This window comes from Streptomyces coerulescens, assembly GCF_042657965.1.
In the GTDB taxonomy this organism is placed as follows: Bacteria; Actinomycetota; Actinomycetes; order Streptomycetales; family Streptomycetaceae; genus Streptomyces; species Streptomyces coerulescens.
The window spans coordinates 189,972-215,073 of record NZ_JBHSKM010000024.1; the positions used below are offsets into that span (position 1 = coordinate 189,972).

Annotated in this window: 25 protein-coding genes; 11 read left to right on the plus strand and 14 right to left on the minus strand. The window is 71.3% G+C overall.

The window, feature by feature from the left end:
• Nucleotides 1-24 precede the first annotated feature (24 nt).
• The gene (locus ACFPQ9_RS30385; RefSeq protein ID WP_380860387.1) at nucleotides 25-669 is read right to left on the minus strand and encodes a TetR/AcrR family transcriptional regulator; all 645 of its coding nucleotides are present in this window, start codon (nucleotides 667-669) and stop codon (nucleotides 25-27) included.
• 185 nt (nucleotides 670-854) lie between these two features.
• Between ACFPQ9_RS30385 and ACFPQ9_RS30390 the strand changes: the two genes are divergently transcribed.
• Nucleotides 855-2,081: an acyl-CoA dehydrogenase family protein gene (locus tag ACFPQ9_RS30390; protein WP_380860390.1), complete on the plus strand. Its 1,227-nt coding sequence runs from the start codon at nucleotides 855-857 to the stop codon at nucleotides 2,079-2,081.
• Between the two features lie 116 nt (nucleotides 2,082-2,197).
• Nucleotides 2,198-2,788 (plus strand): thiaminase II/PqqC family protein, encoded by a 591-nt coding sequence (locus ACFPQ9_RS30395; protein ID WP_380860393.1) that lies wholly within the window; start codon nucleotides 2,198-2,200, stop codon nucleotides 2,786-2,788.
• A 61-nt stretch (nucleotides 2,789-2,849) separates the two neighbouring features.
• Here the strand turns inward: ACFPQ9_RS30395 and ACFPQ9_RS30400 are convergent, their stop codons facing one another.
• From ACFPQ9_RS30400 to ACFPQ9_RS30420, 5 genes are all read right to left on the minus strand, one after another.
• The gene (locus ACFPQ9_RS30400) at nucleotides 2,850-3,086 is read right to left on the minus strand and encodes a DUF6213 family protein (RefSeq protein WP_030054037.1); all 237 of its coding nucleotides are present in this window, start codon (nucleotides 3,084-3,086) and stop codon (nucleotides 2,850-2,852) included.
• A 25-nt stretch (nucleotides 3,087-3,111) separates the two neighbouring features.
• Nucleotides 3,112-4,506 carry an NADP-dependent succinic semialdehyde dehydrogenase gene (locus ACFPQ9_RS30405; RefSeq protein ID WP_380860395.1) on the minus strand — a complete coding sequence of 465 codons (1,395 nt, stop codon included), beginning with the start codon at nucleotides 4,504-4,506 and terminating at the stop codon, nucleotides 3,112-3,114.
• Nucleotides 4,507-4,582: 76 nt separating this feature from the next.
• On the minus strand, nucleotides 4,583-5,041 hold the full coding sequence (locus ACFPQ9_RS30410) for an NUDIX hydrolase (protein WP_380860398.1): 459 nt from the start codon (nucleotides 5,039-5,041) through the stop codon (nucleotides 4,583-4,585).
• A complete protein-coding gene (locus ACFPQ9_RS30415) occupies nucleotides 5,038-6,576 on the minus strand; it encodes an ATP-dependent DNA ligase (protein WP_380860401.1) in 1,539 nt (512 codons plus the stop codon). The genes ACFPQ9_RS30410 and ACFPQ9_RS30415 overlap by 4 nt, the downstream gene beginning before the upstream one ends.
• Before the next feature lie 44 nt (nucleotides 6,577-6,620).
• Entirely contained in the window at nucleotides 6,621-7,556 is a 936-nt protein-coding gene (locus ACFPQ9_RS30420; protein ID WP_380860404.1) for an NAD(P)/FAD-dependent oxidoreductase, read from the minus strand.
• A 77-nt stretch (nucleotides 7,557-7,633) separates the two neighbouring features.
• Between ACFPQ9_RS30420 and ACFPQ9_RS30425 the strand changes: the two genes are divergently transcribed.
• The 6 genes from ACFPQ9_RS30425 to ACFPQ9_RS30450 all read left to right on the plus strand — a co-directional run bounded on the left by ACFPQ9_RS30425 (nucleotide 7,634) and on the right by ACFPQ9_RS30450 (nucleotide 12,927).
• Nucleotides 7,634-8,209: a helix-turn-helix domain-containing protein gene (locus ACFPQ9_RS30425; protein WP_380860407.1), complete on the plus strand. Its 576-nt coding sequence runs from the start codon at nucleotides 7,634-7,636 to the stop codon at nucleotides 8,207-8,209.
• A gap of 116 nt (nucleotides 8,210-8,325) precedes the next feature.
• Nucleotides 8,326-9,303 carry an NADPH:quinone oxidoreductase family protein gene (locus tag ACFPQ9_RS30430; protein WP_380860410.1) on the plus strand — a complete coding sequence of 326 codons (978 nt, stop codon included), beginning with the start codon at nucleotides 8,326-8,328 and terminating at the stop codon, nucleotides 9,301-9,303.
• A complete protein-coding gene (locus ACFPQ9_RS30435; protein ID WP_380860413.1) occupies nucleotides 9,300-10,484 on the plus strand; it encodes an acyl-CoA dehydrogenase family protein in 1,185 nt (394 codons plus the stop codon). The genes ACFPQ9_RS30430 and ACFPQ9_RS30435 overlap by 4 nt, the downstream gene beginning before the upstream one ends.
• A complete protein-coding gene (locus ACFPQ9_RS30440) occupies nucleotides 10,481-11,557 on the plus strand; it encodes an acyl-CoA dehydrogenase family protein (RefSeq protein ID WP_380860416.1) in 1,077 nt (358 codons plus the stop codon). Before ACFPQ9_RS30435 ends, ACFPQ9_RS30440 begins: the two co-directional genes overlap by 4 nt.
• A gap of 186 nt (nucleotides 11,558-11,743) precedes the next feature.
• Nucleotides 11,744-12,607: a phosphatidylinositol-specific phospholipase C/glycerophosphodiester phosphodiesterase family protein gene (locus ACFPQ9_RS30445; RefSeq protein WP_380860419.1), complete on the plus strand. Its 864-nt coding sequence runs from the start codon at nucleotides 11,744-11,746 to the stop codon at nucleotides 12,605-12,607.
• 125 nt (nucleotides 12,608-12,732) lie between these two features.
• Nucleotides 12,733-12,927: a hypothetical protein gene (locus ACFPQ9_RS30450; protein ID WP_107912016.1), complete on the plus strand. Its 195-nt coding sequence runs from the start codon at nucleotides 12,733-12,735 to the stop codon at nucleotides 12,925-12,927.
• 15 nt (nucleotides 12,928-12,942) lie between these two features.
• On the opposite strand, the gene ACFPQ9_RS30455 is transcribed toward ACFPQ9_RS30450, so the two are convergent.
• The 6 genes from ACFPQ9_RS30455 to ACFPQ9_RS30480 form a co-directional block, all read right to left on the minus strand.
• Complete coding sequence (locus ACFPQ9_RS30455; protein WP_380860423.1) at nucleotides 12,943-14,181, minus strand: phosphodiester glycosidase family protein; 1,239 nt, start codon at nucleotides 14,179-14,181, stop codon at nucleotides 12,943-12,945.
• A gap of 76 nt (nucleotides 14,182-14,257) precedes the next feature.
• A complete protein-coding gene (locus ACFPQ9_RS30460) occupies nucleotides 14,258-14,617 on the minus strand; it encodes a DUF779 domain-containing protein (RefSeq protein WP_093745157.1) in 360 nt (119 codons plus the stop codon).
• 103 nt (nucleotides 14,618-14,720) lie between these two features.
• Nucleotides 14,721-15,353, minus strand: a complete 633-nt coding sequence (locus tag ACFPQ9_RS30465) for a DedA family protein (protein WP_380860427.1) — start codon at nucleotides 15,351-15,353, stop codon at nucleotides 14,721-14,723.
• A 97-nt stretch (nucleotides 15,354-15,450) separates the two neighbouring features.
• A complete protein-coding gene (locus ACFPQ9_RS30470) occupies nucleotides 15,451-16,752 on the minus strand; it encodes a sugar ABC transporter permease (RefSeq protein WP_380860430.1) in 1,302 nt (433 codons plus the stop codon).
• Nucleotides 16,746-17,519, minus strand: coding sequence for an ATP-binding cassette domain-containing protein (locus ACFPQ9_RS30475; RefSeq protein ID WP_380860433.1), 774 nt, complete (start codon nucleotides 17,517-17,519; stop codon nucleotides 16,746-16,748). Before ACFPQ9_RS30475 ends, ACFPQ9_RS30470 begins: the two co-directional genes overlap by 7 nt.
• A 44-nt stretch (nucleotides 17,520-17,563) precedes the next feature.
• Complete coding sequence (locus tag ACFPQ9_RS30480; RefSeq protein ID WP_380861316.1) at nucleotides 17,564-18,652, minus strand: substrate-binding domain-containing protein; 1,089 nt, start codon at nucleotides 18,650-18,652, stop codon at nucleotides 17,564-17,566.
• 295 nt (nucleotides 18,653-18,947) lie between these two features.
• On the opposite strand from ACFPQ9_RS30480, the gene ACFPQ9_RS30485 reads away from it, so the two are divergent.
• The 3 genes from ACFPQ9_RS30485 to ACFPQ9_RS30495 all read left to right on the plus strand — a co-directional run bounded on the left by ACFPQ9_RS30485 (nucleotide 18,948) and on the right by ACFPQ9_RS30495 (nucleotide 22,816).
• The gene (locus ACFPQ9_RS30485) at nucleotides 18,948-21,461 is read left to right on the plus strand and encodes a SpoIIE family protein phosphatase (protein WP_380860436.1); all 2,514 of its coding nucleotides are present in this window, start codon (nucleotides 18,948-18,950) and stop codon (nucleotides 21,459-21,461) included.
• Between the two features lie 16 nt (nucleotides 21,462-21,477).
• Nucleotides 21,478-22,560, plus strand: a complete 1,083-nt coding sequence (locus ACFPQ9_RS30490; RefSeq protein WP_380860439.1) for a sugar ABC transporter substrate-binding protein — start codon at nucleotides 21,478-21,480, stop codon at nucleotides 22,558-22,560.
• Between the two features lie 79 nt (nucleotides 22,561-22,639).
• Nucleotides 22,640-22,816, plus strand: coding sequence for a hypothetical protein (locus tag ACFPQ9_RS30495; RefSeq protein ID WP_380860442.1), 177 nt, complete (start codon nucleotides 22,640-22,642; stop codon nucleotides 22,814-22,816).
• A gap of 13 nt (nucleotides 22,817-22,829) precedes the next feature.
• Here the strand turns inward: ACFPQ9_RS30495 and ACFPQ9_RS30500 are convergent, their stop codons facing one another.
• Together ACFPQ9_RS30500 and ACFPQ9_RS30505 are read right to left on the minus strand one after the other, a co-directional pair.
• Nucleotides 22,830-24,056 (minus strand): TolB family protein, encoded by a 1,227-nt coding sequence (locus tag ACFPQ9_RS30500; protein WP_380860445.1) that lies wholly within the window; start codon nucleotides 24,054-24,056, stop codon nucleotides 22,830-22,832.
• A gap of 80 nt (nucleotides 24,057-24,136) precedes the next feature.
• The gene (locus ACFPQ9_RS30505; protein WP_380860448.1) at nucleotides 24,137-25,075 is read right to left on the minus strand and encodes a LysR family transcriptional regulator; all 939 of its coding nucleotides are present in this window, start codon (nucleotides 25,073-25,075) and stop codon (nucleotides 24,137-24,139) included.
• Between the last annotated feature and the right edge of the window lie 27 nt (nucleotides 25,076-25,102).

The following is a 25,102-nucleotide window of genomic DNA, read 5'->3' on the forward strand; positions in this document are numbered from 1 at the left end:
GGACCCGCACCCGGAACGCAGGGGTCAGAACCCCGGACCGCCCATCTTGTCCCCCGCGGCAGCGAGCCGGCCCCACAACAGATCGGCCAGACTCCGCACCAACTCCGTCCGGGAGCACGGCCGTTCACCCAGCCACCAGTCCCCGGCGGCATGCATCATGCCGACTATCCCGTGGCCCCACACCCGGGCCAGCTGCTGACTCCCCGGCCCGAGATCCAGCCGCTCCTCGATGACGGTCGCCAGCTCCTCGCCCATCGTGCGGAGCAACGGCATCGAGTGCTTGCCGACGTCGAAGCCCTGGTCCGCGGTCTGGCCCCCCTCGGTCGGATGCATCAGGAACCGGTACACCTGAGGCCGGGCCTCGATCGCCGCGAGGTAGGTGTCCAGCGTGGCCTCGACCCGCTCGCGCCGGTCCGCGGGAGCGTCCAGCGCGGCCCGCAGCGAGTCCAGCAACGCATCCGTGTGACGCTTGGCCAACGCGGCGTAAAGTCCGCCCTTGTCGCCGAAGTGCCGATAAAGAATCGGCTTCGTGATGCCCGCCTCGGCCGCGATCGCGTTCATCGAGGCCTGTGGGCCGTCGCGCAGCACCACTCTGTCGGCGGCCTCCAGCAGTTCGCGCCGACGGCGATCGGCGGACCGTTGCTGGTCGGTCCGCTGTGTGGTGTCCATGAGCTCTCCCCGCCCGTACTGATTCGGTGACGCCTGCGCAAACTAACACTCAACCAGCCACAACCATCGAACGGGCTGCCGATCACGCATCGCGAGTTGACTTTACCTACTCGCTAGTAACAAACTAGGGTTACCGCAAGTAACAAGCATGCGCGAAGCCATGCACGTACGCCGCTGGAGGGGACATGGCCGAGTTCACCATGGAGCTCAACGACGAACAGAAGGAGGTCCGGGACTGGCTGCACGGCTTCGCGGCCGATGTGATCCGCCCCGCGGCCGCCGAATGGGACGAGCGTGAGGAGACTCCCTGGCCGGTCATCCAGGAAGCCGCGAAGGTCGGCATCTACTCACTCGACTTCTACGCCCAGCAGTACTTCGACCAGACCGGCCTCGGTATCCCGATGGCCATGGAGGAACTGTTCTGGGGTGACGCCGGCATCGCCCTGTCGATCGTCGGCACCGGTCTCGCCGCCGTGGGCGTCCTCGCCAACGGCACCGAGGAGCAGATCGGCACCTGGGTGCCCCAGATGTACGGCGACCCCGACGACGTCAAGCTCGCCGCCTTCTGCTCCTCCGAGCCCGACGCCGGCTCCGACGTGGCCTCGATGCGGACCCGTGCCGTGTACGACGAGGCCAAGGACGAGTGGGTGATCAACGGCACGAAGACCTGGGCGACCAACGGCGGTATCGCCAACGTCCACGTGGTCGTCGCGGTCGTCGACGCCGAACTCGGCTCCAAGGGGCACGCCTCCTTCATCATCCCGCCGAACACGCCGGGCCTGTCCCAGGGGCAGAAGTTCAAGAAGCACGGCATCCGCGCCTCGCACACCGCCGAGGTCATCCTGGACAACGTGCGGGTGCCGGGCTCCTGCCTGCTGGGCGGCAAGGAGAAGCTGGACGAGCGCCTCGCGCGGGCCCGCGAGCGGGCCAAGGCGGGCGGCGAGCGCGTGAAGAACGCGGCGATGGCCACGTTCGAGGCCTCGCGGCCGGCCGTCGGTGCGATGGCCGTCGGCACCGCCCGCGCCGCGTACGAGGTCGCCCTCGACTACGCCATGACGCGTGAGCAGTTCGGGCGGCCGATCATCGACAACCAGGGTGTGGCCTTCCAGCTGGCCGAGATGCGTACGCAGATCGACGCGGCGCGGCTGCTGGTGTGGCGGGCGTCCTGGATGGCGATCAACGGAAAGCCGTTCAATGCGGCTGAGGGCTCGATGTCGAAGCTGTTCGCCAGCGAGACGGCGAAGAAGGTCACGGCTCAGGCCATACAGATCCTGGGTGGTAACGGCTACACGCGGGAGTACCCCGTGGAGCGGATGCACCGGGACAGCGCGATCTACACGATCTTCGAGGGGACGAGTGAGATTCAGCGGCTGGTGATTGCTCGTACGTTGTCGGGTATGCCGATTCGGTAGCGCCTTGCGGGGTGCTGCGCGATTCGGTCTGCGGGTGGTTCGTGGCTGGTCGCGCAGTTCCCCGCGCCCCTGGGTCGGCAGGGTTGCCCGCGATGCCGAGTTGACGGAGGACTTCGATGACGGAAAATCCCCTCGTGTCGCTGATCGCCCGTGGCGAGACCGACCGCACCACCACTCTCGCCGCCCTCGCTCTCGAACAGAGCCGGGTGATCCCCGCCGACCGTCGCGCTTTCCTCCATCTGGCTCAGCGCAGTGCCTCCGCCGCCCCCTTCTTCACCCTGTTGGCGGAAGGCGAGGCGCTGGCAGGGGAGCGGCTGGGTGCGTTCGCTGCTGCCTGTGGGGTGACCGAGGAGCAGGCAGCCGGCCACGAACCGCTCCCGGGCTGCCAGGCATACCCCGCCTTTGTGGCCTGGCTGGCGCTGAACGCGGCACCGGCCGAGGCGGTATTCGCGCTCACAGCCAACTTCTCCACGTGGGGCGGCTATTGCGCGACGATCGCCGAGGCCCTGCGCCGCCACTACGGCTTCACGGACGAGGCCTGCGCTTTCTTCGACTTCTTCGCAGAGCCGTCACCGGAGCTGGACCGACAGGCACGAGCGGCCCTGGAGGCGAGTGAACTGGACGAAGCACGAGCGCACCGGTACGCCCGCCTTCTCCAGTCCTACGAGAACCAGTTCTGGTCAACGCTGCACGCAGCAACCCCCTAAGGGGCGCGGGGAACTGCGCGACGAGCCCCCCGAACCCGCACCCGGCACCGAACCGTCACCCCTACGGCGTAGTCCCGCTGCTGTGCGCAATACACGCCACGTCAATACGATCCGCGAGCTTCGCCAGCTCGATCGTCAGCGCGGCCACCGTGTCCTCGTCGAGGCCGTCCTCCCCGGCCTCGACAAGGTGCAGCCACCGACCACCCACCGTACGCAGCAGCTTGCTCACATCGGCGGCAGCAACCTGCAAGGTCCCCCGGTCATCGACGATCAGCGGCAGAGTAACTTCGCGGTTCACACCCGGGATCGTAGCCGCGCGGCGCTCACGCACCCTGCCAAACCGTAGTGATGTTGCAGAACTCGCGGATTCCGTGCCCGGACAGCTCACGGCCGAATCCGGACCGCTTCACTCCGCCGAACGGGAACGCCGGATGGGACGCCGTCATCCCATTGACGTACACGCTTCCGGCCTCCAGGTCGCGTACGAACCGGTCGACCTCGGCCTCGTCACGGGTCCACACGTTCGAACTCAGTCCGAAGGGTGAGTCGTTCGCGATCAGAACCGCCTCGTCCAGGTCGCTCGCCCGGTACAGCGTGGCGACCGGACCGAACGCCTCCTCGCGGTGGATCCGCATCTCGCGGGTGATACCGGCGAGGACCGTGGGCGGGTAGTACCAGCCGGGCAGTTCGGGGCGGCGGAGTTCGTGGCCGCCGCACAGCAGCGTCGCTCCGCTGCGCTTGGCGTCCTCGACCAGTTCCTCCAGGTCCGTCCGGCCCTGCTCGCTGGCCAGCGGGCCGACATCCGTCTCGTCCAGCATCGGGTCGCCGACCACCAGCGCCTTCATGCCCTCGACGAAGCGGTCGGCGAAGGCGTCGTAGACGTCCGTGTGCACGATGAACCGCTTGGCGGCGATGCAGGACTGCCCGTTGTTCTGCACCCGCGCGGTCACCGCGATCTGCGCGGCGCGGTCGATGTCGGCGGACGGCATGACGACGTAGGGGTCGCTGCCTCCCAGTTCCAGCACCGTCTTCTTGATCATCTCCCCGGAGGTGGAGGCGACCGCACGGCCCGCGGGTTCGCTGCCGGTCAGCGTGGCCGCCCTGACGCGCTCGTCACGCAGGACGTCGTCGACCTGGCCGGAGCCGATCAGCAGGGTCTGGAAGCAGCCCTCGGTGTAGCCCGCGCGGTGGAACAGGTCCTCGATGTACAGGGCGGTCTGGGGGACGTTCGAGGCGTGCTTCAGCAGGCCGACATTGCCCGCCATCAGCGCCGGCGCCGCGAAGCGGATCACCTGCCAGAGCGGGAAGTTCCACGGCATCACCGCGAGGACCGGCCCGAGCGGACGGTAGCGCACCCGTACCCGTGAGGCGCCCGAGTCCTTCACGTCGGAGTCGGCCGGCTCCTCGTCGGCGAGCAGGGCTTCGGCGCGTTCGGCGTACCAGCGCATCGCCTTGGCGCACTTGGCGGCCTCCGCGCGGGCCTGCTTGATCGGCTTGCCCATCTCGGTGGTCATCACCCGGGCGATGTCCTCCCGGTCGTCGTCCAGCAGGTTCGCGGCCTGGATCAGCAGGCGTGCCCGGTCGACGAAGCTCGTGGTCCGGTACGTGCGGAACGTGGCCTCGGCGAGCTGGAGCCTGCGCTCGATCTCCTCCTCGCCCATGGCCTCGTACGTCTTGAGCGTCTCGCCGTTCGCCGGATTGACCGTCGCGATGGGCATGACCGACCTCCTGGGAGCGGGCTGTTGCTTCGACCTTCCCGCGCCGCGGTGGGTACCGCAACGCGTGTACGGCTGCTCAGGCCGAGTGCTCCGCCAGCCGGTCGAGAAACGTGGCCTGGGCCTTGACGATCACCTCGCGTGCTCGGCCGAGGGGCAGCCACGCCACCCGGTCCAGCTCCGGGAACTCCTGCGTACGGCCGGAGCGCGGCGGCCACTCCATGGTGAAGGTGCCGGGGACGACGGTCGCGGGGTCGAGGTCGGCCTCGACCGCCCACACCGTGACGATCTTGCCGCCCGACTGCTTGATCTCACCGAGGGGTACGGCCTCCCCGTCGGGCGGCGCCAGCCCCAGCTCCTCCCGGAACTCGCGGCGGGCCGCCTCCCAGGCGGGCTCGTCGGGTTCGTACTCGCCCTTCGGGACCGTCCAGGCCCCGGCGTCCCGCTTGGCGAAGAACGGGCCGCCCATATGGCCGAGCAGCACCTCCAGGCCGTCGGCGGTGCGGCGGAAGAGCAGCAGACCGGCGCTGTGCTTCACGGCCGTACCTCCGGGTGGGCGGCGAGCAGGGCCGCGACCGTGTCGGCCTCCTCCGGCCGTTTGTCCTCGCGGTAGCGGACCACGCGGGCGAAGCGGAGGGTTACGCCGGCCGGGTAGCGGGTGGAGCGCTGAAGGCCGTCGTAGGCGATCTCCACGACGAGTTCCGGGCGTACGGTCACCACCCAGTCGTCGCCGCCGACGGCGAGCTCCTGGAGCCGTTCGGTCTGCCAGGTCAGCATCGCGTCGGTCATGCCCTTGAACGTCTTGCCGAGCATCGCGAAGCCGCCGTCCGCCGTGCGCGCCCCCAGATGGAGGTTGGAGAGCTTGCCGGTTCTGCGGCCATGGCCCCATTCGGCGGCCAGCACCACCAGGTCGAGGGTGTGCACGGGCTTGACCTTCAGCCAGGAGGCGCCGCGCCGGCCCGCGCTGTAGGGGGCGTCGAGGGCCTTGACGACCACGCCCTCGTGGCCGCGCCCCAGGGTCTCGGCGAGGAAGTCCTCGGCCCGCGGGAGGTCCTCGGGGCCGGAGACGAGCGCGCGGCGGACCCGCATCGGCTCGGGGACCAGCCGGGCCAGCTCCGCGTGGCGCTCGGTGAACGGCAGGTCGAGCAGGTCGTGGCCGTCGACGGAGAGGACGTCGAAGAAGACGGGGGAGACGGGGATCTCCTCGGCCGCCTTCGCCACGTCCACGCGGGAGCCGACACGGCCGGCTGTCTCCTGGAAGGAGCGGGGGCGGCCCTCGGTGTCGAAGGAGATGACCTCGCCGTCCAGGATGAAGCGCTCGCCTCTCAACTCCAGGGCGGCGGCGGTCACTTCGGGCAGACGGTCGGTGATGGCGTCCAGGGTGCGGGTGTAGAGCCGTACCGAGTCCCCGTCGCGGTGGACCTGGACCCGGATGCCGTCCAGCTTCTCCTCCACCGCGCACGCGCCCAGCTTGTCGACCGCCTCGGAGACCGAGGACGCGGTGTGCGCGAGCATCGGCAGGACGGGGCGGCCGACGGTGAGCCGGAAGCGGGCGAGAGACTGCGGGCCGTCCGTGAGCAGCGCCTGGGCGACCTGCTGGAGGGAGCCCGCGAGCATCACGGCCCGGCGTACGTCCGCGGGTGGTGCGTCGGTGGCCCGGGCCAGGCCCTCCATCGCCACGGCGTCCAGGGCGCCCTGGCGGACCTCGCCGGTGATCAGGCCGAAGAGGAAGCGTTGTTCGTGTTCTGTGGCGGCGCTCATCAACTCGCCTACCAGGCGGGACCGTTCGGCCTGTGAACCAGGGCCGGAGATCTTGCCGAGTGCGGTGAGGCGGGCGTCGACCTCGCGGACAGTGAGGGTTGGCTCGGCGGACGGCTGGACCGGATGGCTCAGGACCTTCCAGCCGATGCCGAGGCGGCCCTGGGGGAGGCGGCCGGCGAGGTACGGGATCACTATCGGTACGTCGTCCGCCTCGGCGTCCCGGAAGAGTTCCGCGAGAAGGGTGATCTTCCGGGAGCGGGCCGAGGTCGCGGCGATCTCCTGGGATACGTGAGCCAGCCGGGTGAGCAGCATGCAGACAATGATGGGTTGTCTTGCGGCTGAGGGCTCGTCGTGGGTTACAGCGTCTTGTCCAGGTCGGCGAAGAGCAGCTCTCCGTTGATGAAGGCCCCCGCCCGGTAGCCGCCCGCCGCCGCGTTGATGACCTGCTCCGAGAAGCCCATCGCGTTGCCCACCGCCCAGACGCCCGGCACGGAGGTCAGGCCCGTCGGGTCGACCACCGGGTACGTGCCGAAGGGGGTCTCCTGCATTTCGGCGTCCAGCTTCTCCAGCAACCCGGTCTGTGGCACCGCGCGAGGTGCGACGAAGACCACCTCGCGCGCTTGCACCGTGCCGTCCGCCAGACGCACCCCCGTCAGCCGGTCCTCCTCGATCACCAGCCCGGCCACCGCCCCCGGCACCACCTTCACCCCCGCCGCCGCAAGCCTCCGCAAGTCGTCGTCCGTCAGGTCGGACTCGGGGACCTCGTGCAGGAAGAAGGTCACGTCCTTCGACCACTGGGACACCATGAGAGCCTGGTGGACGCTTTGCGGAGTCGTCGCCAGCACGCCGAACGCCTGGTCGCGGACCTCCCAGCCGTGGCAGTACGGGCAGTGCAGCACGTCCCTGCCGAAGCGCTCGGCGACGCCGGGGACCTCGGGCAGCTCGTCCTTGAGGCCGGTGGCGATGATGACGCGGCGGGCGTGCAGGTGCCGTCCGCCCGCCAGGGTGACCACGAAGCCGGCGCCGCGCTCGACGTTCACCGCCCGGTCCCGGACCAGCTCGACGCCGTACCGTGCGATCTCCTCCCGTCCGACGGCCAGGAACTCGGCCGGTGGCATGCCGTCCCGGGAGAGATAGCCCTGCATATGGGCGGCCGGCGCGTTGCGTGGCTCGCCCGCGTCGACGACCAGGGTGCGGCGCCGGGCGCGGCCCAGGACGAGGGCGGCGGACAGGCCGGCCGCTCCGCCGCCGATGACGATCACTTCGTACTGCTCGTGGTCCTGCTCGGTCATGGTGACCACCTCCACGACGACAGTGGCTCCGGAGGCGCGGTATTGACAAACGTCTTTGCCGATTCTGCAATACGGGTATGAGTACCGACGATGTTCTCGCCGAAGTGGGGCCAAGGCTCAGGAGGCTGCGGAAGGACCGCGAGGTGACGCTCGCGGCGCTGTCCGAGACGACCGGCATCTCCGTCAGCACCCTGTCCCGGCTGGAGTCCGGTCTGCGCAAGCCCAGCCTGGAGCTGCTGCTGCCGATCGCCCAGGCCCATCAGGTGCCGCTGGACGAGCTGGTCGGGACGCCTCCGGTGGGGGACCCGCGGGTCAGGGCAGCCAAACCCATCGTGCAACACGGACGCACCTACTGGCCGCTCACCCGGCAGCCCGGTGGCCTCCAGGCCTTCAAGGTGCTGGTGCCGCAGCGCAGCGAGGAGCCCGAGCCGCGCACCCATGAGGGGTACGAGTGGTTGTACGTGCTGTCGGGGCGGCTGCGAGTCGTGCTCGGGGAGCACGATGTGGTGCTCACGGCCGGCGAGGCGGCGGAGTTCGACACGCGGGTGCCGCACTGGTTCGGGTCGACGGGGGAGGGGCCGGCGGAGTTCCTGAGCCTGTTCGGGCCGCAGGGGGAGCGTATGCATGTACGGGCGCGCCCCAAGCAGTCGTGAAAGGAGCCGTGACTCTTCCGACTCTTCCGGGAAGGACTGTTCCCTGAACGGCAAGCGACCGCTTAGTATGCGAACCGACCCCGGTCAGACGAAGCAGTCCCCCGTGGAGGCACCGCATGCAGGCATGGCAAGTGCACGAGAACGGCGAGCCGAGCGAGGTGATGCGCCTCGACGACGTCGAGACGCCCACGCCCGGCGACGGCCAGGTCCTGCTGAAGGTGCGTGCCGCCAACATCAACTTCCCGGACGCGCTGCTGTGCCGGGGGCAGTACCAGGTCCGGCCGCCGCTGCCGTTCACGCCCGGCGTGGAGATCTGCGGCGAGACCGAGGACGGGCGCCGCGTCCTGGCCAACCCGGCGCTGCCGTACGGCGGCTTCGCCGAGTACGCCGTCGCGGACGCCGCCGCCGTCCTGCCCGCGCCCGAGTCGCTCGACGACGCCGAGGCCGCCGCCCTGCACATCGGCTACCAGACCGGCTGGTTCGGACTGCACCGCCGGGCGGGCCTGGAGGCCGGCGAGACGCTGCTCGTCCACGCTGCCGCAGGAGGGGTCGGCAGCGCGGCCGTGCAGCTCGGCAAGGCGGGCGGGGCCCGGGTCATCGGTGTCGTGGGCGGGGCGGAGAAGGCCGCCGTGGCGCGCGAGCTCGGCTGTGACGTCGTCATCGACCGGCGTGCCGAAGACGTCATCGGCGCCGTGAAGGAGGCGACCGGCGGTCGGGGCGCCGACGTCATCTACGACCCCGTCGGCGGCGAGGCCTACGCCCAGTCCGCCAAGGTCGTCGCCTTCGAGGGCCGGATCGTGGTCGTCGGCTTCGCGAGCGGCGCCATTCCCAGCCCGGCGCTCAATCACGCCCTGGTGAAGAACTACTCGATCGTCGGTCTGCACTGGGGCCTGTACAACAACAAGAACCCGAAGCTGATCATGCACTGCCACGAGCAGCTCACCGAGCTGGCCGCCCGCGGTGCCATCAAGCCGCTGGTGAGCGAGCGCGTCCCGCTGGGCGGCGCGGCGGCGGCCGTGCAGCGGGTGGCCGACGGTGTCACCACCGGTCGTGTCGCCGTGGTGCCGTCGCTGGAGAACGGAGCCTCCGCATGACCATCGACACCGCCGAACTGCGCCGCCGTACGGCCGAGTTGCTGGCCGCGCATCCCCCGGCCACGACCGAGCCCCTGGACTTCCTGCGTGCTCGCTTCGACGCCGGTCTGGCCTGGGTGCACTACCCCGAGGGCCTCGGTGGCCTCGGCGCGCCCCGCTCACTCCAGGCTGTCGTGGACGCCGAGTTGGAGGCCGCCGGCGCCCCGGACAACGAGCCGCGGCGCATCGGCATCGGCCTCGGCATGGCCGCGCCGACGATCCTCAAGTACGGCACCGAGGAGCAGAAGCAGCGCTTTCTGCGGCCCCTGTGGACCGGAGAGGAGGTCTGGTGCCAGCTGTTCAGCGAGCCCGGCGCCGGATCCGACCTGGCCGCGCTCGGCACCCGGGCCGTACGCGAAGGTGACGACTGGGTCGTCAACGGGCAGAAGGTGTGGACCTCCAGCGCGCACATCGCCCGCTGGGCCATCCTCATCGCCCGCACCGACCCGGACGTGCCCAAGCACGCCGGCATCACCTACTTCCTGTGCGACATGACCGACCCCGGCGTCGAGGTCCGGCCGCTGCGCCAGATCACCGGTGAGGCCGAGTTCAACGAGGTGTTCCTGACCGACGTCCGTATCCCGGACTCCCGGCGCCTCGGCGCGATCGGCGACGGCTGGAAGGTCGCGCAGACCACGCTGAACAACGAGCGCGTCGCCATCGGCGGCATGCGGCTGCCCCGCGAGGGCGGCATGATCGGCCCGATCGCGAAGACCTGGCGTGAGCGGCCCGAACTGCGCACCCACGACCTGCACCAGCGGCTGCTGAAGCTGTGGGTCGAGTCCGAGGTCTCCCGGCTCACCGCCGAACGGCTCCGCCAGCAGCTCGTCGCCGGCCAGCCCGGCCCCGAGGGCGCCGGCATGAAGCTCGCCTTCGCCCGCCTCAACCAGGAGATCAGCGGCCTGGAGGTGGAACTGCGCGGCGAGGAGGGCCTGTTGTACGACGACTGGACCATGCGCCGTCCGGAGCTCGTGGACTTCACCGGCCGCGACGCCGGCTACCGCTATCTGCGCTCCAAGGGCAACAGCATCGAGGGCGGGACCAGCGAGGTCCTGCTGAACATCGTCGCCGAACGCGTCCTCGGCCTGCCCGCCGAGCCGCGCACCGACAAGGACGTCGCCTGGAAGGACCTGTCCCGATGACCGATCTTCTCTACTCCGAGGAGGAAGAGGCGCTGCGGGCCGCCGTACGGGACCTGCTGACCGACCACTGCGACGCGCCCGGCGTCATCGCGCGCACCGAGTCGGGCACCCCGCACGACCTGGAGGCGTGGAAGGCGCTCGCCGACTCCATGGGCCTGGCCGGGCTCCTCGTCCCGGAGGACAAGGGCGGCCAGGGTGCCACGCACCGCGAAGCCGCCGTCGTCCTGGAGGAACTGGGGCGCGCGGTCGCCCCCGTGCCCTACCTGACCAGCGCCGTGGTCGCCACCGAGGCGCTCCTCGCCTGCGACGCCGAGGGCGGCCTGCTCGCCGAGCTGGCGTCCGGGCGGCGTATCGGAGCCCTCGCCGTCGCGCTGAACGTCGCGCCCGGCGGCGCCTACAAGGTCGTACGGCATGAGGGTGGCGCCCTGCACGGGGAGTTGACCGGCGTCGCGGACGCCGCCGTCGCCGATGTGCTGCTGGTGCCCGCGGACGACGGCGGGCTGTACGCGGTCGACACCGACGCCGTGACCGTCGCTCCGCAGACGTCCCTTGACCTGACCCGGCCCGTCGCCACGGTCACCCTGGACGGTGCGCCGGGCCGGCTGCTGGGCGACGCCGAGCCCGCCGTACGCCGCGCCCTGCGGGCCGGCGCCGGACTGCTCGCCTCCGAGCAGCTCGGCCTCGCGGACTGGACGTTGACCGAGACGGTCCGCTACCTGAAGGAGCGCAAGCAGTTCAACCGGCCCGTCGGCGGTTTCCAGGCCCTCAAGCACCGGCTCGCCCAGCTGTGGCTCGAGGTCGTCAACCTGCGTGCCGCCGCGCGTGCCGCCGCCGACGCGCTCGCGACCGGCGAGGACGTCGACGTGGCGGTCGCCGTCGCGCAGGCCTACGCGGCGCAGGTCGCCGTGCACGCCGCCGAGGAGGCCCTGCAACTGCACGCCGGCATCGGGATGACCTGGGAACACCCCGTGCATCTGTATCTGAAGCGGGCCAAGGCCGACTCGATCGCCTACGGCACCGCGGGCGCCCACCGCGAGGCACTGGCCGAAATGGTCGACCTCCGCGCCCCCTGACGTACACCTGGACAAAGCCCGCGAGAAGCCCGCCCCACCTGGGGCGGGCTTTTTCGTGCGCCTTGCGCGCAGGAAGTGAACGAGGGACGGCGGTCCGGCCAACTCACCGTAGGGGCACTGCTGTTCGGGCCGTTCGGAATCGCATACTCGCAGCGGTTCCATCCGACCCTGTCAGGGAGGCAGAGCATGGCCCTCACCACCCGTCGCAGAGCCCTCACGACCCTCGGCGCCGCCCTCGCGGGCGCGGCCGCACTGCCCGCCGCCCCGGCGCTGGCGGGCGAACGGGGGCACGGCCCGCGCCCGTTGTGGCGGGCCCACGCCCACAACGACTACGAGCACCCGCGTCCCCTCCTCGACGCCCTCGACCACCGTTTCGGCAGCCTCGAAGCCGACATCTACCTCGTCGGCGACCAGCTTCTCGTCGCGCACGACCCCGAGGACCTGGACCCCCGCCGCACCCTGGAGTCCCTCTACCTCGACCCGCTGGCCGCCCGCGTCAAGGCCAACCACGGCTCCGTGTACCGGGGTCACCGGGGGCCGCTCCAACTGCTCATCGACATCAAGACCGAGGGCTCCTCGACGTACCTCGAACTCGACCGGCACCTCGCGCGCTACAAGCACCTGTTCACGACCTACGCCCACGGCCGGGTGTTCCGGGGCCCGGTCACCGCCGTGATCTCCGGCGACCGTGCCGCCCGTGCGCCGATGGAGGCACAGAAGCTCCGCCGCGCCTTCTACGACGGCCGTCTCGCCGACCTCGGAACCACCGCGCCCGCCTCCTTCGTCCCGCTGATCAGCGACAACTGGACGCTGAACTTCACCTGGCTCGGCGTGGGCGCCTTCCCGGACGCCGAACGGCGCAAGCTGCGCGGCATCGTCCAGGCGGCCCACTCCCGCGGACAGAAGGTGCGCTTCTGGGCCACCCCGGACGTGGCGGGGTCCGCGCGCGACGCCCTGTGGGGCGAGCTGCTCGCCGCCGACGTCGACTTCCTCAACACCGACGACCTCGCCGGCCTGGAGGCGTTCCTCGACGCCCACCGGACGGTCTAGCCGCGCCTCGCGGAAGACCACTCGTTCGGCCTACAGGTCAGCCGCCCGGACGAACCCTCCGCTACGCCACACTTGCCGCCGAACGCCGTGAACCGGGCAAGGCGGCGTGGCGGAGGAGGTTGACGATGGCCATTTCCATCTCTGTGGTGTTGCTGCTGTTCATCCTGGCGGTGATCTTCGTACGCAACGGCGGGCTGAAGATCACCCATGCGCTGGTGTGTCTGCTGCTCGGCTTCTACCTGGCCAGCACGAGCATGGCGCCCACCATCAACAGCGGCCTGACGGCCACGGCGGACATCGTGAGCAGTCTCAGACCGTGACCGTCAGGGACGCCGTCAGGAAGTCGAGAAGACCCCGATGCCGTTGGGCACGGCGCGTTCCCTGCCGTCGGACGGGTGATTGCGTACGGACACCGCCGCCGCCCCCGGCTCGCGCGCGACCAGCGTCGAGGAACCGCCGCCGTCCAGGCTGAACGCGTCGTCCGAGCCCAGGTTCCGCATCACCGAGGCGACCTCCGCGATGGTCAGGCCGGTGCGGTACTCGGCGGCACCGTCCAGCGCGAGCAGCACCAGACGTCGGCCGCTGTCCGCGATGCCCACGGCGGTCCGCACCGCCGAGGCCAGGTTGTCCAGCCCGGGCAGCGGCTGCCCTTCGTCGAGCACCGGATAGCCGCCCAGCGCGAAGCTGTACGGGACTCGGGACGACGACGCCGTCAGCTGGTGCCGCACCGAGACCGCCTCGCCCGCGTAGAACTTCCGCAGCTGCTGCGCGCCCGCCTCCCGGCCGACCAGCACGGTGGTGTCCGGGGCGATCGGACCGCTCCCGGGGGTGTCGGCCGTCGACACGACCTGGCCCTGACGGAGCGTCACCTCGTAGGTGTCGGTGCTGCACGGAGCCCCCCGGTCCGTGTCCGTGCCGCAGGTGGCGCGTACCCGGGAGACACTGCCCCACTTGGAGGTGAACGCGCCGATGCCGCCCACCGGCAGCGCGTACTGGTTGAGCCCGCGCAGCGGCAGATCGCCCTCGGGGGTGCTGATCGAGCCGGACAGGCTCAGTCCGTCCAGCCGTGCCCGGCCGTCCACGCCCACGCCGAACACGTCCTCGGTGCTCGTGCCGGGCGGCAGCGCGGGACCGAAGCGCTGGCCGTTCGGCACCGCCCCCTTCAGGGCCTCGCCCTGTGCGATCACCGGTCCGACGCTCGCGCCGGTCGCCTCCACGCCGGGGTGCTGGGCCTCACTGATGTTGAAGAAGTCGCCGTTCACGCCCGCCACGGCGCCCTGTGCGGTGGCCTGCCGCGAGAGGGTGGCCCGCGCCGCGGCCGCACCCGGGTACAGCAGATCGAGCCGGACGCCCGGCTCTCGGAGGTCGACGGTGAGGACGTGGGCGTGCGCCGTGCCCTTCGCCGCCGCGATGTCGAACTCGTCGTAGGTGACGCCGGGCGCGATCGGAGTGGCCCCCTGCGCGGCGCCGGCCGGTGCCGCCCCCACGAGGGCCGCACCGGCCAGCGCGCCGAGTGCCGTGAACAGAGTGAGTGCCGCTCTCGCTGATGCGCATCGTTTCTGACGAAGCGTCACCGATTCTCCCTGAGGTCTCGTCAAATGTCGCAGGACTCAGGGGAAGTGCACCAGACGGCGATGTCCGGCCGGGGATCTAGGCGCCGACTACGCGAGAACGGGTGAGGAAACGCACCCCCTCGGGTGCCTCGAGCGAGAAGCCGCTGCCCCGCCCCTCGACCACGTCGACGATCAGCCGGGTGTGGCTCCACGCCTCGTACTGACTGCGCGACATCCAGAAGGTCACGGGCTCCACCACCCCCTCGACGTGCAGCTCCGCGAGCAGGACGTCCGAGTCGCCGGTGCGGAACTCACCCTCCGGGTAGCACATGGGCGCGCTGCCGTCGCAGCAGCCGCCCGACTGGTGGAACATCAGCGGGCCGTGCGTCGCGCGCAGACGGCGCAGCAGCTCGGCGGCCGCCGGGGTCAGTTCGACGCGCGGGGTCTCCTCATACATGGAGCCAGGGCAGCACGGGCAACGTTGCGAGAGGGTTGCACGGCTCGTGGTGAGCGGCACGCGTGGGCACGCGTAGGGGACGCTCGCCGGTTTCGGTCCCGCGTCAGCGGTCGCGCCTGGAGCGGCGGGACTCGGTCAGGACGGGGAGCATCGGCAGCAGGGAGAGGACGACGACCACGGCGACCAGCGGCAGCAGGTAGGCGTCGATGCCGGGCACCGAGGCGCCGAGTGTGTAACCGAGCAGGACCAGGGCCTGCGACCAGAGCAGGCCGCCCACGATCTGCCAGATGGTGAACGTCCGCGTGGGAACGCCGAGGGCGCCGGCCGCCGGGTGCAGGACCGTGCGTACCATCGGCACGAAACGGCCGATCACCAGGGCCTTTCCATAGCCGTAGCGGGCCAGGAGCTTTTCCGCTCGGGCGGCCGCATCCCGTACGCGTCGTTTCGAGGTGCGGGCCAGCAGTGCCCGTCCGCCGTGCCGGCCCAGCAGGAAGCCGACCTGGCCGCCCACCACGGCGCCGACGGCCGCGCACAGCAGCACCTGCCACAGCACCAGCCGTGGCGCCTGGTCGGCGGTCGCCGCGCACAGCACGCCCGCCGGGAAGAGCAGGGTGTCACCGGGCAGGAAGAACCCGACCACGAGCAGGCCCGACTCCGCGAAGATCACCACGAGGACCCCGAGGGCGCCGAAGGTCGCCAGCACCGAGTCGCTGTCCATCGGGTTGACGGCGATCACCGCCCTCACCTCCCGGCCGTCCTCGTCCCGCGCCCTCACCTCCAGCATCCCGTGCGGGCGGCAGGGCCGCCCGCCGTCGCTCGGGCCCGTCCGTCGCTCAGGCCCGTCCGTGCGCCTCCTGGGAGCGTCTCGACAGGGCGTCGATGACCACCGCGGCGAACAGCACCCCGCCGGTGATCATGAACTGGACGGCGGCGGGTGTGTCCGTGAGGGCCATGCCCGAGGCGATCGACTGGATCACCAGCATGCCGAGCACCGCCGACCACGTCGAACCGCGCCCGCCGAACAGGCTGGTGCCGCCGATGACGGCCGCCGCGATGGCGTTGAGCAGCAGCACGCCCGAGCCCGAACTCTGACTCACCGAGGTGATGCGCGAGGCCAGGAACAGGCCGCCGATCGCGGCCATGGTGCCGGAGACCGCGAGTACGGCGGTCTGCACCCGCGTCACATGGAGGCTGGCGCGCCGGGCCGCCTCGACGCCGCCGCCGAGGGCGTACACCTGCCGTCCGTAGTGCGTGCGGCGCAGCACGATGTCGAGGCCGGCCACCACCACCAGGAAGATCAGGAGGGCCAGCGGCAGTCCCTGGAAGCGGTTGAGGAGATAGGCGGCGACGAACGCGATCACCGCGAGCCCGCCGGCGCGCACACCGATGAGCTGGAGCGAGCGGTGCGGCATGCCGGCGGCCATCCGGCGCCGCCGGTCCAGATACGACACCAGGAAGACGAGGCCGGTGGCGAGCGCGGCGAGGCCGTAGGCGACGGCGTCGTCGGTGAAGTAGTAGCTGGTCAGCTTGGCGACGAGCCCGTTCTCATCGAGGTTGATGGTGCCGCTGCTGCCCAGGATGTAGAGCATCAGGCCGTTCCAGGTGAGCAGCCCGGCGAGCGTGACGACGAACGCCGGCACCCGGGTTCTCGCGAAGGAATAGCCCTGCACGGTGCCCGCGGCCGCGCCGGCGAGCACCCCGATGATCAGGGCGAGCCACTCGGGCACGCCGTTCTGCACGTTCAGCACGGCGAACACGGCCCCCGCCAGTCCGCTGATCGAGCCGACCGAGAGATCGAGTTCACCGAGCAGCAGCACGAACACGATCCCGACGGCGATCAGCCCCGTGCCGACGATGTCCACGCTGAGATTGGACAGGTTGCGCGGCGAGAGGAAGTTGGAGTTCAGGGACTGGAAGGTGATCCAGACGACGGCGAGGACGACGACGACCGGGAGCGAGCCCACTTCCCCGGACCGCAGCTTGCGCCGGGCGAAGGCGGCCCAGCTCTGCACGGCCCGCCCGGCGGCGGACCCGGAGGGCGCCTTGCGGGCTCCGGCGCCGGGCGCGTCGGACGGGGCGGACTCGCCGGCCTCGGCCTGCGGGGTGTCCGTGATGTCGTGCGTCCCTTTCACCACGCCGCCTCCTCATGGGCCGGTCGGCGGGGCGTGCTCTCCGTCGCCCCGGTGATGGAGGAGATGATCTGTTCCTGCGAGGCGGTGTTCACGTCGAAGAAGCCGTTGTTGCGGCCGAGCCGCAGCACCGCGGCACGGTCCGCGAGCGCCTTGACGTCGCCCATGTTGTGGCTGATCAGCAGGACGCCCACGCCCCGGTCCCGTAGCTCGTCGACCAGGTCGAGGACCTCGGTGGTCTGCTGGAGCCCCAGCGCGGCGGTCGGCTCGTCCAGCAGCAGGAGCCGTGGCTCGCCGAGCAGGGAGCGGGCGATGGCGACCGTCTGCCGCTGACCGCTGGAGAGCGACACGACGGGGGCGCGCAGCTCCGGGACACCCCTGGTCAGGCGCTCCAGCAGATGGGCGGTGCGGCGCTCCATCTCCATCTCGTCGAGGAAGCCGTATCTGCGGATCTCCTGGCCGAGGAACAGGTTGCCGACGACGTCGAGGTTCCCGCACAGCGCGAGGTCCTGGTAGACGGTGGCGATGCCGAGGTCCCGGGCGTCGTTGGGGCGCCTGATGTGGACGGGACGGCCGTCCCAGGCGATGTCGCCCCGGTCCGCGGGCGCGACGCCGGAGATCACCTTGATCAGGGTGGACTTGCCGGCTCCGTTGTCACCCAGCAGCGCCAGGACCTGGCCCGCGTGGATCTCCAGCTCGATGTCCACGAGGACCTCGACGGCGCCGTAGCGCTTGCACACGCCGTGCAGCGCCAGCAGGGGGGCGGCAGGCACGGAACACCATCTCCTTCCCGTGGCCCGGCCGGTCCGGGCCGAGGTCAGGTCAGCCCGGCCGTTTCGCAGGCGTCGACGAGATCGGGGACGCAGATCTGACGGACCGTGTACACGTGGTCCTTCACCAAGGTGTCCTTGATGTCGCCGACGGTCACCGAGATCGGGGTGAGCATGACCGCCGGAACCGTCTGCCCCTCGCTCGTGCGCACCGTGTCCTTGGCCACCCGGTCCAGGTTCTCCCCGCGGGCCGCTGCCACGGCCATGGCGGCGCCGGCCGCGGCCTCGGGCGGGAAGGGCTTGTAGACGGTCATGTACTGGTCGCCGCGGACGATGCGCCGTACGGCGGCGAGTTCGGCGTCCTGCCCGGTGACCGGGGGCAGCGGGTCCACCTTGTTCGACTTCAGGGCGGAGATGCTGCCGGCGGCGAGGCTGTCGTTGGCGGCGTAGACCCCCTGGATGTTGCCGACGCCCAGGGCGGCGATGGCGCCGGACATGTTCAGGTTGGCGGTCTCGGTCCGCCACTGGAGGGTGTCGTACGCCTTGCCGATCTTCACCTGTCCCGACAGCACCGACAGGGCGCCCTGCTTGAACAGCACCGCGTTGGGGTCGCTGGGGTCGCCGTTCATCATCACGATCTCGGCCCCGGGCACCTCGTCGCCCATGGCCTTCAGCAGTGCCCGGCCCTGGAGCCTGCCGACCTCCTGGCCGTCGAAGGAGACATAGCCCGCGATGGGGCCCTCGGAGAGCCGGTCGTAGGCGATGACCGGGATGTCGGCGTCCTCGGCCTTCCTGACGGAGGCGGCCAGCGCCCGGGAGTCCACCGCCACCAGCAGGATGGCGTCGACTCCCTCGGAGATCATGGAGTCCATCTGCTGCTGTTGCATCGCGACGTCGCCCTTGGCGTTGCCGTGCTTGATCGTGCACGTGCGGCACAGTTCCCGGATGTTCTTCTCCAGGAGCTGACGGTCCTGGGTCTCCCAGCGGGCCGTGATCGAGTCCGGCAGCAGCATTCCGATCTCGGGCCCGTTCTCCGTGCCGGAGGTGCTCTTGCCGTCCGTCCCACAGGCGCCGAGTCCGACGGCCGTGAGGACCGCGATCATGGAGAGGGCCGCGTTGCGTATGGAGGCCTTCATACGAGGGATCTCTCTGCCGAGCATGGCGACACCTGGCCTTCTCACATGCCGACCACCTGGTCAGTGTGACACCGGGCGGGGCGATCTGCGAGCGCAGCCGGGGGCACCCGCCGGCGGCGGGCAGGGTGCTCCGCCGGCCGGGCGCGCGACGCGTCCAGAAGCGGCGAGCGGGCAGATATGTCCAGCTCATCCATATATGCGATTCTGGTGTTCGGGCGCCTGAACAGCGCTGGGAGCCGGGGTTGCCCCGAGCCCCCTCGACACCTCCGGCAGGGACGGGAGGAAGGTTGCGGACATGCCTCATGACGGTCGTGCCCGGACCGGATTTCCGGCGCCTGAGGCATCCGAGGCCGGCACCGCAGACACCGGTTCACCGCCTACGGGGCCGCGGACCGCCACGAGTGACCGTGCCCTGATCTTCGCCGGAGCGGCACTGACGGCGCTCTACACGACCGTCGCGGGCGGCGAGGAGATCCAGCTGCTGGAATCGGCCGGTGGCCTGACCCACGAGTACCGGCTGCCACAGCGGTTCTCCCTGTCGGGCGGCTCGGCCGCCGCGCAGGCCTTCCGCACCGACCGCCCCCTGTGGCTCAACGCCGCGGCCCTCGCCTCCTACCCCGAGGGCGCGCCCGCACCACCGCGGGCGAGGACGGCGTCACTCGGTGCGCTGCCCCTGGGCGCCGACGGCACCCGGCTGGGCTGCCTCGTCGTCGTGGGGGCCTCGGCGGACGGCTTCGACGCCGGACAGCAGCGCTTCCTGGAGCGGTACGCCGACGCCGTCGCCGAGGTGCTGCGCACCGAGGAGGGCCGGCCGTCGGGCGGGTCCCCGCTGAGCCGGGCCCTGAGCGGGCTGCGCGTCGGCTCGTTCGTCCTGGTGCCCGACACCGGTCTCATCGAGGCGGACGAGGCGCTCCTGGAACTGGTCGGCATCACCCCGGACGACTTCGACGGCAAGACCGACACCCTCCTCGCGCACGCCCTGCCGGAGGACATGTCCGCGCTGATGTCCGTCCTGGAGCCGACCCTGCACGCGCTGGGCCGACGGGAGCTGGAGTTCCGCGTCCGCCGCCCCACCGGCGAGGTGCGCTGGCTGAGCCTGAGCTGCCGGGTGCTCCCGGGCACCGCCGACGAGCCCGGTCAGCTGCTCGGCGTGGTGACGGCGACCCAGGTCAGGAGCCGCAGCGCCGACGACGTGTCCAGGATCCAGTGGCTGACCGCGGCCCTCGACGACGCGGTGACGGTCGGGGACGTCGGGCGGGTCGCGCTCACCGCGCTGCGCGAGCCCCTCGGCGCCGACCGGGTGGCACTCGCCGACATCCGGGACGAACGGCTGATGGTCACCCTGCTCGACCCGCCGGAGCCCGACGCCTGGCCGGAGCTGTGGCGCGCCCAGTGGCGTTCGGAGTGGCCCGACGCACCGGTCAGCGCCCTGCCCACCCTTCAACTGGCCCTGCGGGACGGCCGGATGGACCTGTGGCCCGCCGGCACCGCCCTCGAACCGGGCCTCGCGGGCGTCGGCCCCGGCGGCCTCGCCGTCCTGCCGCTGCCGGCCAAGGGCAGCGTCGCCGGGGTGTGCGTGGTCGGCTGGGACCGGCCGCACGAGTTCATCCCCGAGGAACGCTCCCTGCTGACCGCGACCGCGGCGCTGGTCGGACAGGCCCTCAAACGCGCGCACGCCCACGACGCCGAGGAGGAACTCGCGACGATGCTCCAGCGCAGCCTGCTGCCGCGGCGGCTGCCCGACCTGCCCGGTGGCATCGCCGTCGCCCGCTATCTGCCCGCCCGCCGCGGACTCCAGGTGGGCGGCGACTGGTACGACGTCATCGCGCTCTCCGAGGACCGGGTCGCGCTCGTCATCGGTGACGTGCAGGGGCACAGCGCCGGAGCCGCGACGATCATGGGCCAGATGCGCACCGCGGTCAGGGCCTACGCGGTGGAGGGCCACCCGCCCGACGTCGTCGTCTCGCACGCCAACCGCCTCCTCGTCGGCATGGAGACCGACCTCTTCGCCACCTGCTGCTACGTCGAACTGGACATGGAGGAGGGCACCACCCTCCTCGTCCGCGCCGGACACCTCTCGCCGCTGCTGCGCCATCCCGACGGACGCACCGAGGAGGTGCAGGTCGAGGGCGGACCGCCGCTGGGCATCCTCGCCGACGCGGAGTTTCCGCTGACCGCCGTCGCACTGACCCCCGGCACGGTGCTGGCCCTGGTCACCGACGGCCTGGTCGAGGCCGCGGACCTGCCCCTGGACGCCGGCATGGAACGCACCCGCGCCGCGCTCGCCGCCGCCGATCCGGTGGAACCGGCGCGGATGGCCGACGCCCTGCTCGGCGACATCGGCCGGCGCGAGGACGACGTGGCGCTGCTGCTGCTGCGCTACGACGGCATGAAGACCAAGCCGATCCGGGCCGGCTGGGTGGTGTGGCGGCTGCCCGACGCGGTCATGCACGCCCGCCGCTTCACCGCGCGCACCCTGCGCCGCTGGCACGTCCAGGAAGCCGCCGACGCGGTGCTCCTCGTCGTGTCCGAACTCGTCACCAACGCCTTGGTCCACACACAGGGCTCGGTACGCCTCGACTTGGTGCTGCGCGGCAACCGGGTCCGGGTCAGCGTGAGCGACTCCTCGCCGCGCGCGCCCGCCAAGCCCGTGATCGTGGACTGGGAGTCGACCGGCGGCCGGGGCCTGCTGCTGGTCGAAGCGGTGTCGGACGCCAGCGGCACGGTCCCGGTGGCCGGCGGGAAGCAGGTGTGGAGCGAGATCACGGTGCCGGCGAGCGATCCCGTCACCGCGGACGCGAGGTTGTGAACGGAGGGGAGCTGCGATGCGGACACATGCCCCGCGTGCCGTCGCGGCACTCGTCGCCGGACTGCTGGCGGTGGCCCTGGCGGGCTGCGGCGGGGACGGCGAGGCGGACACGGAGGGCTTCTCGGTGGGCCTGCTGCTGCCGAACCGGGTGACACCCCGCTGGGAGCACTCCGACAAGCCACTGATCGAGGAGCGGCTCAAGGAACTGTGCGACGACTGCACGATGGTGTACGCCAACGCCGAGAACGACGTGGCGAGACAGCGGCAACAGATGATCTCCATGATCACCAACGGGGCGAAGGTCCTGATCCTCGACCCCGCCGACAGCAAGGCGCTGCGTTCCTCGATCCTGGAGGCGGAGCGCTCGGGCGTCCCGGTCATCGCCTACGACCGGCTCGCCGAAGGACCGATCTCCGGCTTCGTCAGCTTCGACGGCTCGAAGGTCGGCAAGATGCAGGGCGAGGCGCTCATGAGGGCCATGGAGCGCCGGGGCGACGGCACGACCGTCGTGATGATGAACGGCGACCCGAGCAGCGCCAACGCGGCATGGTTCCGCGACGGCGCGATGTCCGTCCTGTCCGGCCGGGCCACCATCGCCAGGTCGTACGAGACCCTGGGCTGGAGCCCGGAGAACGCCCACGCCAATATGTCCGCCGCGATCTCCGCGCTCGGAGCGGAAAGCATCAGCGGTGTCCTGGCCGCCAACGACGCCATAGCCGCGGGCGTCATCTCCGCCTTCAAGAAGGCCGGTGTCGAGGACCTTCCCCCGATCACCGGCCAGGACGCCGACCTGGAGGCCGTGCGGCGCGTCGTCGAGGGCGAGCAGTACATGACGGTGTACAAGCCGTTCGAGAAGGAAGCCGCCGCGGCCGCCGCCATGGCCGTCGCCCTGGGGCGGGGCGAGGACGTCCGCGAGGTCTCGACGACGCAGATCGACAGCCCCACCCACCAGGACATCCCGTCCATCCTGCTCACGCCCGTCCCGGTGACGGCCGCCGACCTGGAGCGGACCGTCGTCCACGACGGCGTGTTCACCGTGCAGCAGATCTGCGTCCCCAGACTGCGCCCCGCCTGTGATCGGGTCGGACTCACCGGATGAGCCCGGCCCCACCGGGACGGCTGGTCGCCGCGCCGCGCCGGGCGCAGCATGGGAGGTGAACGAGCAAGGGAGGTCGGCCATGAAGACCGGAGCCTCGGACTACGACCGCTGGCTGTACTCGCACACCCCCTCGCAGGCCGAGGGCGAACGCGAGGAGCCGGCCGAGCGCACTGCGGTACAGCAGCACCCGGACGTCCCCAGGACCGAGCCGTCCCAGGCGGAGGGCGAGCGGACGGACGACATCAGGCCCGCATGACGGACTCCACGGCTCAGCGCAGGGTCCGCACGAACACGTCCCCGATCAGGTTCGTGTCCTCGGGCACCAGGCCGGGATGGTACGAGTCGAAGACGGCCGTCGACTCGTCCGCGCTCAGCGCCGCCCCGCCCACGGTGACGGGCGCGCCGTCCTGCCCGGGGGAGAGCAGCTCCTCCCGCCCGGTGCCCGGCTCGCGCAGGATCAGCCCCAGCGTCCGGTGGTTCGCGTCCGCCGTGTTCAGCAGCACCCTGGCGCCGTTCACCGACAGATCGGACACCAGCGTGAGGTCGGTGGGGGAGTGGCCGTCGTACCGCTGGAGCCTGCCGGTGCGCAGGTCGCGGACGAAGCCGTTCCAGCCGTCGTTCGGATCGGTGCCGGGCACCAGGTTTCCGGCGGTGGAGTCGAATCCCACCTTGGAGCCGTCGGCGCTCAGCACCGGAGCGACGGCCGACCGGTCGGCGGGCGCGCCGTCGTGGGTGGCGTCCGCCTGCACGGTCCGGCCGGTCACCCGGTCGTACACCAGGATGTCGCCCTGGTCGTCGTCGGCCGGTCCCGAATAGCCCTCCAGATAGGCGACCTTGCGGCCGTCGGCGCTCATCGAGATCTGCCGGCACTGATGGAAGTTCTTCGACCCGTCCGAGGGCCGGCTGACCCGCCGGACGTGCCCCGTCCGCCGGTCCAGGAGCATGACCCGGCAGGCGAACGCCCCGTGCTCGTCCACGCCGGGCCGGGCGACGAAGGCGACGTACCGCCCGTCGGCGCTGATCGGGGCGACGCCGTACGACACGTGGTAGTCCTCGTCGAGCGCGGGCGCGAGGCGCTCGGTCCGCCCGGTGCGCAGGTCCATGACGTGCACGGAGGACGTGGAGGTCGCGGAGGAGTACGAGGTGAAGGTCAGATGGCGCCCGGACTCGGACAGCTGCGGAGTCGACGTCGTCTCGCCCGGGACCACCACGCGCGTCAGCGGCGCGCCGGGTGCCGTCCGGTAGTAGACGCTGTACGACACGTCCGTGCCGGGGACCAGGTTCGTCGCCCCCGAGGCGAAGGCCACGACCTGACCGTCCGCGCTGACCACCGGCTCCACCGAGTGGCCGTTGCCGCCGACGCCGTCGGGAGTCACGCTGATCCGTTCGGTACGGGGGACCAGGTCATAGTCCGTCGCCGCCCCCACGGGCGTGGACAGCGAGGCGAGCGCTGCCGTCACGGCGGTGGTCAGGGCGATCCGTAAGCGAGGTCTCATCAGAGGTTTCCCTTCGGAGTCGGGCGACGTCAGACCGGGATGAAAGCGCGGAGACCGCGAAGGGTCAATGTTCTTTCCGCTCACGTGCCGCGCCGGGCCCAGAGCGGTGTCCAGATCTCGCCGTCCGGGGGATCGTGGTGCATCGAGGCGAGGTGCTCGCGCAGCGCGGCGAGTGCCGGGTGCGGGTTGTCGGCGTGCCAGAGCAGCGAGTGCGGGTAGACCGGCGTCGGGTCGCGCAGCGGGATGAGGCACATCTCGTGGCCGGCGGGCCGGACCAGCGGTGTCTGGGCGCCGAGGAAGGTCGCCAGTGTCGAGGAGGCCGCGATCGTGTCGATGAGCGCCTCGACGCCGAAGTTGGGGCCGGTCGCCTCGATGGTCAGCCCGAACTCGGCGGCCAGCGCCTCGTAGTAGGCGGTCCACTCCGTGCCGGGGATGTTGCCGGGCATCCAGATCCGATGCCCGGCCAACTGCGCGGGGGAGACGGTGGCCGCACCGGCGAACGCGTGGGCCGGGCCGGTGAACAGGTGCAGCGGCTCGTCGTGGACCGGGCTGATCTCGATGTTGTAGGGGATCCGCTGCCCCGGCATGGTGACGGCCCGGAAGGTGGCGTCGATGGTGCCGTCCCGTACGGCCGCGACGGCCTCCTCCGCGCCGGGCAGGGTCACGACGTCCAGGGCGATCTCGGGACGGGCGCGGTGGAATTCGCGCAGCAGGCCGGCCAGCGACGCCCGGCGGCCGATCACGTCGACGCGCAGGGCACGGCTGCCGGGGCGCACGGAGGCCCTCGCCCGCTCCTCGGCCTGGAGAAGGGACCGGGCATGCGCCAGGAACGCCTGCCCGTCGATGGTGAGTTCGGCACCGCGCGGCGTGCGGGTCAGCAACCGCACCCCGAGCTCCCGCTCCAGGGACGCGACGCGCTTGGACACGGCCTGCTGGGTCAGGGACAGATCGATGGCGGCTTTCTGGAACTGACCGGCGTCCGCGACGGCGACGAAGGTGCGTACGGCGTTGAGGTCCACGTCTGTCTCCCTGAGCTCGGCCGACCA

Bases quoted from the DNA above. Each gene is read 5' to 3' on its own strand.
- ACFPQ9_RS30480 (WP_380861316.1), bottom strand. From the start codon at position 18,652: ATGAAGGCCTCCATACGCAACGCGGCCCTCTCCATGATCGCGGTCCTC.
- ACFPQ9_RS30495 (WP_380860442.1), top strand. From the start codon at position 22,640: ATGAAGACCGGAGCCTCGGACTACGACCGCTGGCTGTACTCGCACACC.
- ACFPQ9_RS30450 (WP_107912016.1), top strand. From the start codon at position 12,733: ATGGCCATTTCCATCTCTGTGGTGTTGCTGCTGTTCATCCTGGCGGTG.
- ACFPQ9_RS30485 (WP_380860436.1), top strand. From the start codon at position 18,948: ATGCCTCATGACGGTCGTGCCCGGACCGGATTTCCGGCGCCTGAGGCA.
- ACFPQ9_RS30460 (WP_093745157.1), bottom strand. From the start codon at position 14,617: ATGTATGAGGAGACCCCGCGCGTCGAACTGACCCCGGCGGCCGCCGAG.
- ACFPQ9_RS30500 (WP_380860445.1), bottom strand. From the start codon at position 24,056: ATGAGACCTCGCTTACGGATCGCCCTGACCACCGCCGTGACGGCAGCG.
- ACFPQ9_RS30390 (WP_380860390.1), top strand. From the start codon at position 855: ATGGCCGAGTTCACCATGGAGCTCAACGACGAACAGAAGGAGGTCCGG.
- ACFPQ9_RS30445 (WP_380860419.1), top strand. From the start codon at position 11,744: ATGGCCCTCACCACCCGTCGCAGAGCCCTCACGACCCTCGGCGCCGCC.
- ACFPQ9_RS30435 (WP_380860413.1), top strand. From the start codon at position 9,300: ATGACCATCGACACCGCCGAACTGCGCCGCCGTACGGCCGAGTTGCTG.
- ACFPQ9_RS30440 (WP_380860416.1), top strand. From the start codon at position 10,481: ATGACCGATCTTCTCTACTCCGAGGAGGAAGAGGCGCTGCGGGCCGCC.
- ACFPQ9_RS30385 (WP_380860387.1), bottom strand. From the start codon at position 669: ATGGACACCACACAGCGGACCGACCAGCAACGGTCCGCCGATCGCCGT.
- ACFPQ9_RS30430 (WP_380860410.1), top strand. From the start codon at position 8,326: ATGCAGGCATGGCAAGTGCACGAGAACGGCGAGCCGAGCGAGGTGATG.
- ACFPQ9_RS30420 (WP_380860404.1), bottom strand. From the start codon at position 7,556: ATGACCGAGCAGGACCACGAGCAGTACGAAGTGATCGTCATCGGCGGC.
- ACFPQ9_RS30425 (WP_380860407.1), top strand. From the start codon at position 7,634: ATGAGTACCGACGATGTTCTCGCCGAAGTGGGGCCAAGGCTCAGGAGG.
- ACFPQ9_RS30405 (WP_380860395.1), bottom strand. From the start codon at position 4,506: ATGCCCATCGCGACGGTCAATCCGGCGAACGGCGAGACGCTCAAGACG.
- ACFPQ9_RS30395 (WP_380860393.1), top strand. From the start codon at position 2,198: ATGACGGAAAATCCCCTCGTGTCGCTGATCGCCCGTGGCGAGACCGAC.
- ACFPQ9_RS30415 (WP_380860401.1), bottom strand. From the start codon at position 6,576: ATGCTGCTCACCCGGCTGGCTCACGTATCCCAGGAGATCGCCGCGACC.
- ACFPQ9_RS30490 (WP_380860439.1), top strand. From the start codon at position 21,478: ATGCGGACACATGCCCCGCGTGCCGTCGCGGCACTCGTCGCCGGACTG.